Raw genomic sequence first — 15,112 nt, forward strand, 5'->3', positions numbered from 1 at the left:
AGAAGGAATCGTCTCGATGTATCTATTCTCGACCCCTCCGCATAGGGCGTAAAGCGAGTTAAACTTGCTAGTTAATGCGTTTTTGGAACAGGCGACGTGAGACGTTATCGAATTCCGAGCGTGGGGGCGCTGGTCGCTTTTGAGGCGGCCGCTCGCCACGAGAGCTTCACGCTGGCTGCCAAAGAGCTCTCGCTTACTGAAAGCGCAGTGTCGCGCCAGATCAACGGCTTGGAGGACAGTTTGAACATACAGCTGTTCGTTCGCGTCAAGCAGCGCGTGGTCTTGACGAAAGCGGGACGCCTCTACAGCTCTCAGGTCCGAGACGCGCTACAGACATTGGATCGAGACACTCTCTCGATCGTCGCCCACGGTTCAGGCGGAGGCTATTTGGAACTGGCAGTACTTCCGACGTTCGGTTCCGAGTGGCTCATCCCTCGGCTATCTGACTTTTACAACGACCGTCCTGACATCCGGGTAAACATGGGCGTCCGGACCAATCCATTTTCGTTTGACGAAGCGCACTTCGAGGCTGCCATTCATTATGGTCAACCTACGTGGCCGAGGACGACGGCTGACTTTTTGTTCGGCGAGCGCATGATCCCCATCGTCAGTCCTGCGCTGGTCGCTGATGTCCGCAAGCCCGTGGACCTACTGCGCTATCCTTTACTGCACTCGACCACTCGGCCAGAAGCTTGGACGCATTGGTTCGACGTCGCGGGCGTCGAGGACGAGCGCACGACAAGAGGCGTGCGATTCGAACTCCATTCAATGCTCATCCGCGCTGCCGAGAGCGGTTTAGGCGTTGCACTGGTGCCGGAATTCTTAATACCCGCCTACCGCAACGAGGGAAAATTTGTGCAGCCGTTCGACTTCGCGCTGACGAGCGAAGACGCCTACTACCTCGTCTATCCCACGGACTTGAGCCACAGTGCCCCTTTGCAGGGATTCCGCGAATGGATACTCAAAGCGGCTAAGGAATTTGAACAAGCCCCGCACAGTGACGACCTAAGGAACGGCTTATTGACATTGTGACGAACTGCATCGTCATAAGCGCATCTTTTACGACGAAGACGGGCACTCTGCAGTTTTTGTGTGGCACACTCGTCGATACGCTGCTGATAAAAGTCGTACAGCGCAAGCGCCTGCTTCAAAGCGAAGACGTGCTCTGGCTGGGTAGTTACCCACCAGCGCGCTGCGAATGGTCTCAAGGCTTTCCTTGCAGCGGACGTCGCGCATCGCGGCCAAATTGTCTGGATCGCGTTCACCGGCGACGATCGTGCGGATGATGCGCATTCCAGTGAAACCTGTGATGTTCGTGATCACGTGTTGCAACTGTTGCTTTTCGCCGTAAAGGAGCCGGGTGTTTTCGGCGTAATGGCGCCAGCGAAAGGCGCCTGATTCGGGGCTCGAACGGGGATCAAGAATCCTTGTTTTTACCTCCTTTCGCAAGTGTTGATTTGTTGCTCTCGGGCATCGGGCGTGGAACACGGTAGCTCTCGCCGTCGAGCACGACGCGGTATGCCGCGTGTCGCAGGCGATCAAGCGTTGCGGCGCCGAGCATTTTGTTGGTCGCGAATGCGTCACCCCATTCCGTAAAATCCAAATTACTCGTTAAGACAGTCGATGTACGCTCGTACCTCTCGGCAATCAGATCGTGGAAGTCTTCGTCTTCGGGCGTGCGCATGGGTTTCAGTCCAAAGTCGTCAATGATGAGCAACGGCACCTTGGCAAGCGCCTGGAATCGCCGTTCAAAGGAGCCCACGGCTTGCGCGTTGCGTAGCGTGCTGAGAAGCCGGGTCTGAGTCACGAACAGGACATCGTGACCTTGCCGGGCAGCGGAGTGGCCCAGTGCCTGCGCCAGATGGCTTTTGCCCGTTCCGCAAGGACCGGCGATTAGCACGCTGACCTTCTCATCGATAAAGCGACAGGTCGCGAGATCATGGACGACGGCGCGATTAAGATTGGGTAGACGGTCGAAGTCGAAACCTTCCAGTGTCTTCTGTCCACGGAAGTTCGCGCGGCGCATGCGGGCGTCGAGCTTTCGGTGATCGCGCCGTGCGATCTCGTCCTGGATAAGCAACGTCAGGAAATCGGTATAGGCGAGCTTACGGTCGATGGCTTCACGGTTGCGTGCTTCGAGCGTGTCGAGGATGCCGGACAGTCGCAATTGCTTAAGAGAAGACGTGAGTTCGGGAATTGGATTCATGTTCAATGGATCAGGAGAGTCTGAGTATCGCGGCAGAAGCGGCCGCCGTGGGTGTAGGTGGTCGCGCCTGATTCAACAGGTTCAATCGACAGCCAGGTCTGATCGAGGCCTTTCTGCAAGATCAGCTTGACGGCTTTGTAGCTCGGCGTGCCGAAGTGATTCGCGCGACGGCAGGCCGCCTCCAGGCGCGATGCGCCGAACTGCTGAGCGAAGCGCAGCACGCCCTGGACGGCGCGCAGCTTGATGAGAACCTGATCGCCGAAGAGCGCGTGAACAAGCGCGTGGCATGATGGCCCGATACGTTGTGCTTCTCTCAGGCACCATTGAGTGTCGTGCATTTGCCAGGCCTGTGCTGCTGGCGGCATGTGATCGGCCACGGTGATACGCGTTCCCGGCGTAGTCTGGCGGACATGCGATGCCGACAGTTCGTGCTCGTAGTAGAGCTGCACCATGTTGGCGGTCGCCTTGAGCCACAGATCTTTACTGGCAAGCCGGAACGGCACAGAATAGTAGGCGCGCTCGAATTGCACATGGGCGTCGCGATGGACCTTCACGCGCGCCCAGGTTGCCAGCTCGGGCGGCACATCGGGAAGCGGCTGCAACAGCGCCTGTTCGACATCCTCGAAACGCTTGAGCGGCACTTCGCGCGTCGTGCCATGCGTCCGGGTGCTGGCCTCGTGCATCACCCAGGCTCGTGCTTGCCGGTTGGCGTCGTCAAGGTCACGGAATTCGCGAAGAGGAAGGAAGCTCGACTTCACGTATTTGACGCCCGACTCGACAATTCCTTTTTTAGCCGGGTCCCTCGGCGGACACGGATCGATCTTGAACGAATACCCTTCGGCGCATTGCGCATAGGCCCGCTGGACTTCGGGTTCGTAGATACAGGCCTTGACGATGGCACACTTGGGGTTATCGATGATGACGCGCCCCACTACGCCGTTGAACCATTCGAAGGCGTGACGGTGACATAGCAACCATGTGTCGACGCTCTGATCGCGGACAAACTCAACGTATTGATGCCGCGACCAGCACAACGTCATCACGAAGAACCACGTCTTGTGGACCTCGCCGGTGTGTGCATCGATGATGGTCGGACCTGCGCCGAAATCAACTTGCGCGGCTTCTGCAGGTTTGAACTCAAGCCGCATCGGAACATCCGGCGTGAGCTCCGCCTTCAATTGCTGAAGTAGCCTGTAGACGGATGAGTAGCTTCCCGCGTAGCCGTGGTTGCGCACCAGCGCGCTGTGAATCGTCGTGCCGGGGACGCCCGCGTCGTGCCACTGGGCAATCTGTTCGCGCCACGGTTCGGCCGACGAGATACAGCTCGCGGGCAGGAACTCCTTGTGGCTGAACGCTGTAGCAAGCTGCGCGTCATCCGGCAGAGCGTTGTTCGGAGAAAGCCACCCGCGCTCGGTTGCGATCTCCCGCACGGCTGCCAGCTTCTTACGGCCCATGATCTTCGATCGGTCGATATCCCGGTCGGAGTCACCCTGGCGCATTCGCACCAGAACCTGTCGATATTGGTACATCTCGAACTTCCTCTTCAAGCCACCCTCCGGAGCAAATGCGTGCCGGGAGGGTAGCGGTTGGCGGAGTTCGAGCGCCCGACTCAGACGCCAGTGGCGCCTTTACGGCGAAAATCTACTGGCGCCTATATGCCGAAAAACTTGCGGCGCCTAAACGCCGAAAACTCCCTGGCGCCTTTATGCCGAAAACGGTTTGGCTCCTTAACGGCGAAAGTTCACAGCAACTGGATATTTATGAAGGTAAGCACCCTTTGCATGTGCTGAATTTGGGCAGCAGCATAGTCGGTGTGCTTTTCGCGGCAGCGCAAGTACCCGCGTAATTCCGTAATTCCGCTATATCCCGGCCAGGCCGGAAACTCGCCCGTAGTAGCCCACACGCGTGCAATCGCTGCAGCCACTGAGCGTCGTTGACATCACTCTTCCTTCCAGGAACTGCGCGCGCCTCGCGCGCATTCGCAAGAACGACTTCAAGCCCTCGGGACTCCAGCACCTCGTACGCGGCGACCCAATCCATGCCGGTCGATTCCATCACAACCGTCTTCGTGCCGGTCGAAACGAGCCAATCGGCCATGCGTTGCAAATCAGCGGTAAAAGCCTGAAACGTCTGCACCTGCTGGCTCGTCGCTCAAATCCGGACGACGGCGACCACGTGGATCCGTGGACCGATATCAATACCGGCCGCAAACGGATGAATGATCGGCAACCCTGAGGGCTCCGATCGGGTTCGGACTTCTGGCATCACCCACCTCCTGATAATCAGGCGCAGAACGGGGTCTCGGAATAGATCAATTTCCTGAACGGGGTTGCCCAAAGACGCTACTACAGATGAGTCCGCAGCTTCCTCTGGGCCAGGTTTTTTGACGGGGTTCAAACCTCCAAGAAGCTTATGGGCACGGTCTCTGCGTGAATCGAGTGTACTCCTTGAGAGTTTCTACTCACGAGGGAGGCGCGCAAGCGCCTGGGGCGGTTTATTAGAACGTCACGCTCCATCGTGACTGCTGCGAGCTCTCGCTTCACCCGTGCCAATTCCGCTTTGAGTTCGCTTTGCGGCTTTTACGTCTCACCAACTTTGGCCAGCGTCCCCTTGCGCTCAGCAACCACCCAGGCGCCCAGCGTCTTGACCGACAACGATGAACGGCTGGCGGCTTCCCGCTGCGTGAGTCCATCACAACCACGAGTCTCACCGCCTGCTCGCGACATTCCTTCGTGTAGGTGCCCTTCGGTACCCGATTCATTTGATCTCCGTTTTCGCTAATTCTGCGAAACATTGATCTCTACTTTCGTCAGCCTATCTCAAGTGTCCACTGATTCGAAACAGTGGACATAGCCTGCACGCTCAGATCAACGAGTTCCAAACGTCCATTTCTTCGCGCTTACGGTACGCGTATCTGGCAAGCGGCCGGCGTGACCGACATGCGCTGCGGGTTCCAGGGGCTGGCCGCGAAAGTGCAGACAGCACTCGAAGAGAATCCGCTGGGCGGCCACCTGTTCATCTTCCGCGAGCGTCGCGGTGATCTCGTAAAGGTAGTGCATGTCTTGAAGCCGCGTCGCCGGCTATTGCAAGGGAGGCGGATGCGTTGGCGCCTTGAGTCTGCGCGCGCTACATGTCTGTAACGCCGCGTCTGGCGGCCAGATCTTCGAGTTGGGTCTCAAGGGTAAGCGTGGGCTTTCCGCCGGGGAATACTCGCTCACCGACTCTACCGTATCTCGTTCGACCAATAACGATCATGGCAGAAGCGAAGCTGACCTCACTCAATTACGGCGATAGCTGGCGATGTCTTGCTGCGGAGCGCGCATTGCCAGCGCACGACCGCGCCCTTCTGCCGACGCGATTCTCATTGCCACTGCGCATGAACAGTCAAGACCATATCCGGTGCAGCGTGGACGTGCACTAGCCGGGCAGGCCGTTCACGGCGACCACGGTTTATCTTTTGCGACTTTTTCTTTAGCCCCCCGCGCGATGTGGCCGCCGTGACGCTTAAAGGGAATCTACTGAGCGGCCTGCCAGGCATTCTTGGCTGCTTGCACCGTCTGGGCGATCAAGGTGATGATGGTCATTGGACCGACGCCGCCTGGCACGGGCGTATATGCGGCAGCTCGTGCTGGCAGCTGACTTGGCTCGACATCACCGTAACCACCCGGGTGAAACCCTGCGTCGACGACAATCGCGCCTTGCCTCACCCAGTCGCTTCGAATAAAATGAGGCTTCCCAACTGCAGCAACTACGATTTCGGCACGTCCCACCTCCTCGGGGAGGTCAATGGTTCGCGAGTGGCAAACTGTCACCGTTGCATTCGCATTGGTCAGCATCTGCGCCATCGGACGACCGAGGATCGGACTACGACCAATCACAACTGCACGGCGCCCTGCGAGTTCGATTCCGTACGCCCCCAGTAGAGACATTATCCCCGTCGGCGTCGCGCTGCCATAAGCACGCTCACCTAGCGCCACCAGCCCGAACCCTTGGCTCGTCACACCATCGACGTCCTTTGCCAGCGCAATCCGATCGAAACAGAGCCGCTCGTCTATCTGTGCCGGCACCGGATGCTGCAGCAAAATCCCATGCACCGATGGATCAGCATTGAGGTCGTCAATGCTTGCCAGCAGTTGCGCGGTCGTAGTATGTTCCGGCAGGACAATCGCTTTGGACTCGAGTCCGGTTCGCTGACAGGCATTGCGTTTCATCCTTACATAGGTAGCCGATGATGGATCATCACCGACCAGGATGGTTGCGAGAACTGGAATATTGAATCCCGGCTGTTGCCGTAGCAACGCTACTTCGCGTGCAAGTTGTTCAGCCCATTGTGTAGCGACGGCTTTACCGTCGAGCACGGCTGCTGCAGATCTGTTCATGATCGGACGGGCATAAAAATTTAGTCGGGAAAAACCACCGTCTTTTTTTCGTTCAGCATTACGCGAGCGCGTAAATGCCACGCTACTGCTCTGGACAAGACTCGTCTCTCGATATCGCGTCCTTTCCTGACAAGCATGTCCGGACTGTCGACATGTGTCACACGTTCGACATCCTGCTATTGATGAAGCGCCGCGCCGACGTGTAGTAGACCCACGTCGCGCCCGGCAGATTCGCCATGATCGTCTTGAACGGTCCGTTCAGGCTCAGCGCCATTTGCAGTTCGCGATCGAGCGCCGGCGTGCGCGGACCGACGAGGCCCGTGAGATTGCCGGCGTCGGCGGGGGTCCACGGCACGGGCAGCGCATCGAGCTGGATGCTGCCCGGCTCCTTTCCCGGCATGAGCGCGTTGAGCAACGCCGTATCGGGCGCGCCTTGCGGATGCAGCCGCAGCCATGTCTCGCCCTGGATCCGCATCGCGTTGACGGAATTGGTGCTGCTGCGCACGAGCGCGTCGAGTGCGATCGCCTGTTCCTGCATGCGCTGGCTCACGCCGGAGGTCTGCGCCTGCAGCGTCATCCGGTATCGCAGATACACGAGCGCGCACGCCACGACGAGCACGCCGACGAGCGCAATGCGCATGACGCGGTTATAGCGGGCGAACAAGGCCGCCGTCAGATCGGACATACGCTGTTTGAGTTATCGGTCGGAATTTGGCAACACGAGTGTAACGACGCACGGCGCGCCCGATATGCCGAAACAAGCGCCAAAAAAGGCGACTGTTCGCGGCTTTGGACGCGCCTTCACGCTACGTTCAGACGGCCGGCGGACGGTACTTGAGTATCGTGCGCTCGATGTTCGAGCCTTCGACGGTCGCCAGCGTCGGCCGCGTCTCGTCGAAATTGACGCCGTACAGGTTTGCGTGCGTGAGCAGCGTGCCGTCGAGTCTGGCCTTGCGCAGCGATCCCTTGAACAGATTGATCGCGCTCAGATCGGCGCCGCTCAGGTCGGCCTTCGCGAACTTCGCGCCCTGCGCCGATGCGCGGCGGAAGTTCGCCGTCACGGCTTGGGCTTCGCTGAAATCGGCGTCGTCGAGCAAGGCACTTTCGAAGTTCGCGCCGTGCAACTGCGCGCCCTGCCAGTTCGCACGCACGACGTTCGCGCCGCCGAATTGCGCGCCGTCGAAACACGCCGTCTGCGCGCGCGACGCACTGAGATTCGCGCCGATGAACACCGCCTTTCGCGCCTGTGCGCCATGAAAGACCGCATGCTCGCCGCGCGCGCCTTCGAAGTTGCCGCCATCGATCACGCTTTCGCGGAACGTCGCGCGGTCCAAAGCCGCCTCGCGGAAGTTCGCGCCGGTGAGATCGGCGGCATCGAACTGGGTTTCGTGCGCATGGCACGCCGATGCATCGACGCCCGCCATCTTCGCATTGCCGAACAGCGCCCGATCGAGCCGTGCACCGCCGAGGCGCGCGGCGCTGAAATCGGCTTTCGAGAAATCGCCGGCCGCGAGGTCCGCGGCACGCAAGTCGGCATCGGCGAATAGTGCGCCGCCGCCGCTCGTATCGATCAGTTCCGCATGCTGCAAATCCGCGCCGCTGAAGTCCGTCTCCTTGAGCAACGCCTGGCTGAACTTCGCGCCTTTCAGCGTGCTCTTCGCGAACGAGGTCTTTTCAAGGAGCGCCGTCGCGAAATCCGCACCGGACAAATCGAGTTCCGACAGATCGACGCCCGACAAGTCGTACCCGGCGATGCTCTCGCCTGCCGCGTGCCGCGCGATCACCTGCTCGCGCGTCAGCTGCGCCGTGTGCGGTTGCGGCATCGCCGGCTCGGGAAACGGCGGCGCATCCGGCATCGCGGGCGCGGCCAGCGCGGCCAGCGCGGCGAGCGCGGACGGATCGACGGCGGGAAGCGGCGAGCCGGCCGGCGGCAGCGCCGCGAGATCGGCGGTCGACGGATTCGACGCCAGCCATCCCGACACTTCGCCCTCGCTCATGCCGGCCTTCTTCAACATCTCGCGCGTGGCGTCCTGCATCTTCGCCGCCATCGACGGCAAATTGGCGAGGCTCGGCTCCGGTCCCGGATCGGCCGCCTTCAGCAACGGCGCGAGATCCGCGTCGCTCAGACCGTGCGTCTGCATGAACGCCTGCGTGCGCGCGTTCTGCGCCGCCGTCATCCGTTCGATCTCGGCAAGGCTCACCGGAGCGGGCGGCTCGTCGACCTTCAGGAACGGTTCGAGATCCTTCCCGGTCAGTCCGTGCCTGCTCATGAACGCGCCGGTCTGATTGTTCAGTTCCGCGGTCATCGACTCGACCTGCGCCAGTTCCTTCGCCGCTTCGTCGGAGACCGGCGCGGGCATCGCTGGGACGGCGGGGAGAGCGGGCATGTCGGGCGCGGTGGCTGACGTCGTCGCCGTAACCGGCGCGGCGGGCGCGGCGGGCGCGGCATCGGCCGGCTTGGCGAGGCTGCCGAGCAACTCATCGCGATAATGCTCGAACGGCAATGGCGTCGACGTCAGCGTTTCCCATGCGGCCAGCATGTGCGTGACGTCGCTCGCATCCGAATCCGTGACCGCCGCGAGCGCGCGATACAGCACGATGCCGAATCCGAGTTCGGGAAAGAGCCACACGGTATCCGCGCGCGCTTCGACCTCGCGCACGAGCGGCGCTGCCGCCCCCGTCGAATCGATCGCCGGACCGTACACGAAGCAGCGCGCGCGCAAGCCCGGCAGACGGCCTTGCAGCGCCGGACGCCGCGCATCCATGCCTTGAAGCTCGAAGGTCTCGTCGCCGCTGAAATAGCCGGACGCGAGCCATTGATCGGAAGGCGCGCTCATGAAGAATTGCTGGCGCGTATCGGCGGGCAGATGCGGCCAGTCGGTCGCGAGCCAGCGCTCGTCGCACGTGCCGAGGTATTGCCGGCGCTGCGGCGACATCGGTTCGAAGGCCCAGAAGCCCGCCGTCTCCGGACGATCGCTACGGCCGATCATGCGCCGCGCTTCGTATTCGACGTTGGGCAGCGCCTGCCGCGCGCCGCCGTCCTGCCCGGGCGACACCCAGCCCTTGCCCGCCGGATTCGCGGCCCAGTCGGCGCCGCCGAACGCGGTCGCGGGAATGATCGGCATACGCGTGTACGGCGCCGCGCGCGTCGGTATGCCGCCGATGCCGAAGTGCCGCTCGCCGCTGACGACGAGCGTCTTCGCAAGCCGCCCCACGCGCACGCTCACGCGCATCTGTTCGACTTCGGTGCCGTGCGGCGCGCAGGCCGCGCCATAGACGAGATATTCTCCCGACGGCTTCGGATAGCCCTGATCGAGCAAGCCGTTCTGTCCGAGCGCCTGTTCGACGAGCGCCCAGACTTCGTTTTCGCAAACGAGGCCATCGACGCCGCCTGGCGCATCGAAACGAAAGCACGCCATCAGGCTCAGTGCGAGCGAATCGCGCCGCGCAAAGCGCAACGTGCGATAGAGCAGCGCCATGTCGAGCGGTTTCAGGACTTTCATCGATCAACCCAACTGAATCAGTTTGCCGGTGCAGGCGACCCACGCGTCGGCGTACAGGAGCACCGTGGCGCCGCTCACGGTGGTCGGGCCGAGGCCTCGCAGCACGGCCTTGCCCGCGGCGTTGATCTCGACATCGGTCACCGCATCGAGCGAAACGGACTTGCCGGCGCTCAGGCTCGCGTCCGCGACAGCCTTGAGCGACAGGCTTCCCGCCGCCTCGACGGTGACGGCCGGCGCCTTGATCGTCGCCGTGGCGACGCCGGTGATCGCGACGTCGCCGCCCGTCGCGCCGAATTTCGTCGGCGTGTTCATCGCGATGCCCGCAGCCGACATCGACAGCTTCGCGAGCGAGCCCGCCAAACCCACGGTCATGTCGACGCTGGCGTTCGCGCCGGAATCGGGCGTCGACATCGCGAGCTTCGCGCCCGCGCCCGCTACGCCGACGCTGAGATTGACGCCACTGCTGTCGAGCGTGGCGTTGCTCACGTAGGCGACTTCGGTGTTGAGCGTCGTGGCGAGCGATCGCGCCGCGTACTGCATGAAGCCATACACGCCGAGCGCCTCGGCACCGGCGAGCGCGTACTGCGCGTCCAGCAGCCCGGTCGTGTTCGGCGTCCACGCGCCGGCTTTCGCGCCGTCGCTCTGATAAGCCTTGTAGGTCGAGGCGATCGCGAGCGCCGCCTGCGCGGCGAGCGCCGTGCTGGCCGCGATCTTGACGCCCAGCTTGACCTTGTTCACGGTCTCTTTGACGACCGACAACTGCCCTCCGGAAAGCGTCACTTTGTCCACCGCGCGCTGGTTCTGCTTCTGGTTCAGCGTGATGCCGGTCGAATCGTCGATCGTCAGCGACTGCACCGAAGGCGACAGCCACGAGCCGACGCCCGCTGCGCCCGCCGCCGCGCCGATCAGACCGCCGACCGCCGCACCCGCGACGGCACTCGGCGCAACCGACGATCCGCTGTCCGATGTCGCGGCGATCGCCCCCATGCCCGCGCCGCCCGCCGCGGCGCCCGCGATGCCGCCGACCACCGCCGCGTTGGGAAGCCCGGCGAACACGCCGTTCCACGTCACGCTCATGCCTGCCGACATCGCGAGCGTCGCGCCGAGCGTCGCGTTGTTGTTGACCGCCGCCGACAACGTCGTCGCCGCGCCGACCGTCAGCGTGTTCTTTCCGCCGACGCTCGTCGCGTTGGTCGTGCCGAGCGTGACGGTTTCGCTGTTGCCCGCCGTGCTGCTCCAGATGCTGCCGCCGCCCTTCGGATCGATCGAGCCCAGGCCGATCGTGCTGTTATGGAACGGTGAATGCAGCCACATGACTTCCTTGCCTTCGCTGTCGCCCATGTGCAGCATGTTGCCGCCCGCCGTGCTGATGCGGTTTTCGTGCGCGCTCGCCTGTTCGACGACGCTCGGATTCTCCGAATTCGGCACCGCGCCGACGATCACGGGCCGGTCCGGATCGCCGTCGGAAAACGACAGCAGCACTTCGGCGCCCTTGTGCAGCGGGAAATGCATGCCGTGATCGCTGCCCGCGTAGGGCGTCGCCATGCGCACGCGCGCGGAGCCCTTGTTCGGATTCTTGTCGGTCAGATCGAACGGCAACTGCACCTTGTACTGGCCGAATTCGTCGAGTTCGGCGTACTGGCCCGAGCCTTCACTGTCGATGAACGCGGTCATCGTGCCCGCGACACGCGGCTTCGATGTCGTGCGCGGCGGACGGAACTGCACGTTCGCGGGAATCGCGCGGAAGCTGTTGCGATACGACGTCGCGCCGCTCGCACCGCTTTCGCCCGCGAGAAGCGCGCCCGCCTGCGTGCCCCGGTGATGAATCTCCGTCACGAGATAGGTGTCGTTGAAGTCCTGCCGGTAATGGCCCGCGAGACGCGCGAAGAAGCCGCTGCGCAAGCCGACCGCCGTCGCTTCGCCGGAAAACACCCGGCCCTGGCAGACGAGCGCCTGCGCGCGCACCTTCGCGTAGCGCCGGCCTTCGGACTCGCCGCGAAAATTCTCGCCGTAGAGCATGACCTGCCCGAGCCCGTCGCCGGATACGGTTTCGACGATCTTCAGCGGCACCGCCGCCTTGCGATGATTGAACTCCTGCAGGATCACTTCCTTCGGCAGCGGCTTCTGGCGGCTCACGAAATCGCGCACGGAGCGGCCGGAAACGCCGGTGTCCATCTCGTCGTCGGGACGATAGTCGACCTGCACCGCGTTCGCGTCGTGCATCACGCGGTCGTCGACCACGATCAGTTGGCCGCCCGCGTCGTGATCGAAGTAGTAGTACATGCCTTCGTTTTCGAGCCAGCGCGACAGAAAGTCGAGATGCGTCTCCTCGTACTGGCAGACGAAACTGCGCGGCCGGTATGCGCCGTTGCGCTCGAAATCGCCGCTCAGCCGGAACGCGTAATCGCTGTCGGTGAACTGGCTGTCCTTCAGCACGCGTTCGAGCGTGGCGGGAATCGGCTGTTCGTCGAGATACACCTCGGAGATGCGATACAGCGACAGCCGCCAAAGACGCGGCACCAGCACGGCGCGATAAAACACGTAGCCGTCGGCGCGATGCAACTGGTCGAATTCGGCGAGCACGCCGTGATACGGCACGCTGTCGCGTCCGTCGGGCGGATAGATCAGGAACGTCGCCGGATGCTTGAGCATGGCGTCGGAATCGATCGACGGATCCTCCGACACGAGCGTCAGCGTGAAGCGGAAGGGCTGCGAGATCGCCTCGAAGCCTTCCATCTCGACGACGGCAAACTTGCCGTCATCCTGTGCGGCGGACCGGAAATCGAAGCGCCGGTTCGCCAGTACCTTGTCAGACAGTGCATTCACAATGCGTTCCTCGCAGGCTCTTCCTTGTTCGAACGAGCCTCAGCTCATCACCATGACGATCGCCTGGCTCGGGGCCACCACCGAGCCGACGATATTGCCTTCGTTGTGCTGCGTCATGTCGCCGAGGCGCACGGCGGGCGCGCCTTCGAGCATCACGCACACGCTGCCGAGCGGGAAAGCGACCGGCCCCATCACCCGATTCGATACGACGCCGCCCGCGACGCCCGCCTGATCTCCGTCGCTCATCGAGATCTGCGACGCGGTGGTCAACGCCGGCATGCCGCCGATCATCACCTTGGTCGTCGCCGGATTGCCGAGCATCGGCATGCCGATGTTTGGATACGGAATCGGCACGGGCGGCGCGGGCGGCGCCGGCGTCTTGCAGACATCGGGCGCGCCCATGCATTGCCCGGCCTGTTTGGTGACTGCGAACATGTGGGTTCTCCTAGCCGAGATCGATCTTTTCACCGTCGATACGCACGTGGCCTTCGGCCAGCACGCTCGCATGCTGCGCGGTGACGTGCAGCCGCTCCTCGACCTGCATCCGCACGCGGCCCGCGCGCGTTTCGTCGATGTCCTCGGTCCAGCGAAAGCTCGTGCGCGCTTTCTGCACGAGCCGCCCGACCGTCGACGTAACCTGCTGCGCGACCGTTCGCACGATGCCCAGGCGCGCCGCAGTTTCGCGGATCGACAGGTTCATGCGGTCGAAGGCGAGATCGCCGATCACGCCCTCCACGGCCACGCGCGGCGCAGCGATCGCGACCTCGGCACTGGCGTTCATGCGGATGCGCACGGCATCGATCGTCAGGCCGCCTTGCGCCGCGTGCAGCGCGACGCCGCCCGGCAGCACGAGATCGGCGCTGTCCGCAGCGGCGCGCGCGAGCACGGCCAGCACGTAGGCCGCGACGTTGGCGCCCGCGTGGCAGACCAGTACCGAATCGCCGCAATCCGGCTCGACGAGGCAGCTATCGGCGCGCAGCGCGCGTTCGAGCGAGCCATCGGCCGCGCTCAGGAAATACCATTGGCCCGCGCGCCCGGTCACGGTCGCATAAACGAGACTGGCGGCTTCGTCGTTGCCGGCCCGCATCATCGGGACAAGATTGTTGTGCTTCATAGTTCGCTCCACTGATCGTGTCATCGGGCACGCCACTGTTCGGCCTGCAGCAGCAGGTCATCCGTCGGACGCATGTGGTTCAGGTTCGCGCCGTCCCAGCGCGTGCCGTCTTGCTTCAGCGCATGTGCGTTCGAGCCGCTCAGATCGGCGCGGGAGCCGTCCGCGCCCGACACGTCCGCATGCGAAAGATCGCAGTAGACGAACCGCGCGGTCTTCAGCGATGCGCGCTGCCAGCACGTCTTCTTCAGTACCGAACGTTCCCACTGCACGCCATCGGCGCGCGCCGAGGAGAAGTCCGCGCCGCTCGCATCCGACATGTCGAAGCGCGCGCCCTGCAAGTCCGCTTGCGCGAGCCGCGCGCCGAGCAGCGCCGTGTACTGGCCGTTCACGCCCGCGAGAACCGCGCCGTCGAGCTGCGCGTCGATGAAGCTCGTGCGGTCGAGCGCGAGTCCGCCGAGATTCGCGCCCTGCAGTTGCGCGGCGTCGAGAATCGTCATGCTCAGGTCGCACGTGCGCAGATCGTGGCCTCGCAGATTCGCGCCCTTCAGATACGCATTGCGCAACGACGCGCCGCCCAGCTTCGCGCTGGCGAGATCGGTGTCCATCGCGGTCCAGCGCAACAGCACGGCCCTGGTGAAATTGGTTTCGGCGAACACGCTGCCATAGGCATCGGCGCGGACGAAACGCGCTCCGGCGAACGATGCGCCGCTGCAGTCGCACGCATTGAAATGCGCGCCGGAGAAATCCGCGTCCTGTGCGAGCGCCGTGCGCAGATCGGCTCGCGTGAACGTCGCGCCGGCCGCCTGCGTGCGCGTCATGTTCGCGCCGCGGAGATCGGCTTGCTGGAAATCCGCGTTGGCGAGCTTCGCGCCGGAGAGGTTGGCGCCGGCGAGCGATACGTTCGTGAAGCGGCTGCCGGACAGATCCTGCCCGGACAGATCGATGCCGCCCAGATCGAGATCGGCGATCTGCCGGTCGCGCGCGAGCGCCTGCTTCACTTCTTCCGGCGTCATGCCGCTTCGGTTCATCGCTTGCTCCATCGTTCTTGCTCGTGCATCAGTCTCGCTCGCCGGTGCTACCGCCG

At 63.0% G+C, this 15,112-nt stretch carries 11 protein-coding genes and 3 pseudogenes; 2 read left to right on the forward strand and 12 right to left on the reverse strand.

Features of this window, described 5'->3' with window-relative positions; all coding sequences use genetic code 11:
* The first annotated feature begins 96 nt into the window (after nucleotides 1–96).
* Nucleotides 97–1,032, forward strand: coding sequence for a LysR substrate-binding domain-containing protein (locus LDZ21_RS26815; RefSeq protein WP_244797621.1), 936 nt, complete (start codon nucleotides 97–99; stop codon nucleotides 1,030–1,032).
* 65 nt (nucleotides 1,033–1,097) lie between these two features.
* Here the strand turns inward: LDZ21_RS26815 and LDZ21_RS26820 are convergent.
* The 4 genes and pseudogenes from LDZ21_RS26820 to LDZ21_RS26835 form a co-directional block, all read right to left on the reverse strand.
* A pseudogene (locus LDZ21_RS26820) lies at nucleotides 1,098–1,335 on the reverse strand (IS110 family transposase); the annotation flags it as partial.
* Nucleotides 1,336–1,417: 82 nt separating this feature from the next.
* The gene (istB, locus tag LDZ21_RS26825) at nucleotides 1,418–2,206 is read right to left on the reverse strand and encodes an IS21-like element helper ATPase IstB (RefSeq protein ID WP_244797622.1); all 789 of its coding nucleotides are present in this window, start codon (nucleotides 2,204–2,206) and stop codon (nucleotides 1,418–1,420) included.
* A 2-nt stretch (nucleotides 2,207–2,208) separates the two neighbouring features.
* Entirely contained in the window at nucleotides 2,209–3,735 is a 1,527-nt protein-coding gene (istA, locus tag LDZ21_RS26830; protein WP_244797695.1) for an IS21 family transposase, read from the reverse strand.
* Nucleotides 3,736–3,953: 218 nt separating this feature from the next.
* A pseudogene (locus LDZ21_RS26835) lies at nucleotides 3,954–4,471 on the reverse strand (IS110 family transposase); the annotation flags it as partial.
* A gap of 674 nt (nucleotides 4,472–5,145) precedes the next feature.
* On the opposite strand from LDZ21_RS26835, the gene tnpB reads away from it, so the two are divergent.
* Nucleotides 5,146–5,346, forward strand: a complete 201-nt coding sequence (tnpB, locus tag LDZ21_RS31455; protein ID WP_409015122.1) for an IS66 family insertion sequence element accessory protein TnpB — start codon at nucleotides 5,146–5,148, stop codon at nucleotides 5,344–5,346.
* 375 nt (nucleotides 5,347–5,721) lie between these two features.
* On the opposite strand, the gene LDZ21_RS26845 is transcribed toward tnpB, so the two are convergent.
* The 8 genes and pseudogenes from LDZ21_RS26845 to LDZ21_RS26880 all read right to left on the reverse strand — a co-directional run bounded on the left by LDZ21_RS26845 (nucleotide 5,722) and on the right by LDZ21_RS26880 (nucleotide 15,056).
* Nucleotides 5,722–6,585, reverse strand: a complete 864-nt coding sequence (locus LDZ21_RS26845; RefSeq protein ID WP_244797697.1) for a tetrahydrofolate dehydrogenase/cyclohydrolase catalytic domain-containing protein — start codon at nucleotides 6,583–6,585, stop codon at nucleotides 5,722–5,724.
* 20 nt (nucleotides 6,586–6,605) lie between these two features.
* Nucleotides 6,606–6,761 (reverse strand): annotated as a pseudogene (gene purU, locus LDZ21_RS26850) (formyltetrahydrofolate deformylase); the annotation flags it as partial.
* Complete coding sequence (locus LDZ21_RS26855; protein ID WP_244797623.1) at nucleotides 6,743–7,270, reverse strand: hypothetical protein; 528 nt, start codon at nucleotides 7,268–7,270, stop codon at nucleotides 6,743–6,745. The gene LDZ21_RS26855 and the pseudogene purU, both read right to left, overlap by 19 nt.
* A 127-nt stretch (nucleotides 7,271–7,397) precedes the next feature.
* On the reverse strand, nucleotides 7,398–10,088 hold the full coding sequence (locus tag LDZ21_RS26860) for a DUF2169 family type VI secretion system accessory protein (RefSeq protein ID WP_244797624.1): 2,691 nt from the start codon (nucleotides 10,086–10,088) through the stop codon (nucleotides 7,398–7,400).
* A gap of 3 nt (nucleotides 10,089–10,091) precedes the next feature.
* Nucleotides 10,092–12,914 (reverse strand): type VI secretion system tip protein TssI/VgrG, encoded by a 2,823-nt coding sequence (tssI, locus tag LDZ21_RS26865; protein WP_244797625.1) that lies wholly within the window; start codon nucleotides 12,912–12,914, stop codon nucleotides 10,092–10,094.
* 39 nt (nucleotides 12,915–12,953) lie between these two features.
* Nucleotides 12,954–13,349 carry a DUF4150 domain-containing protein gene (locus tag LDZ21_RS26870; RefSeq protein ID WP_244797626.1) on the reverse strand — a complete coding sequence of 132 codons (396 nt, stop codon included), beginning with the start codon at nucleotides 13,347–13,349 and terminating at the stop codon, nucleotides 12,954–12,956.
* A gap of 10 nt (nucleotides 13,350–13,359) precedes the next feature.
* On the reverse strand, nucleotides 13,360–14,028 hold the full coding sequence (locus LDZ21_RS26875; protein WP_244797627.1) for a DUF3540 domain-containing protein: 669 nt from the start codon (nucleotides 14,026–14,028) through the stop codon (nucleotides 13,360–13,362).
* Between the two features lie 20 nt (nucleotides 14,029–14,048).
* A complete protein-coding gene (locus tag LDZ21_RS26880) occupies nucleotides 14,049–15,056 on the reverse strand; it encodes a pentapeptide repeat-containing protein (RefSeq protein WP_244797628.1) in 1,008 nt (335 codons plus the stop codon).
* Nucleotides 15,057–15,112 lie beyond the last annotated feature (56 nt).

This window comes from Caballeronia grimmiae (assembly GCF_022879615.1).
GTDB classification, from domain to species: Bacteria; Pseudomonadota; Gammaproteobacteria; order Burkholderiales; family Burkholderiaceae; genus Caballeronia; species Caballeronia grimmiae.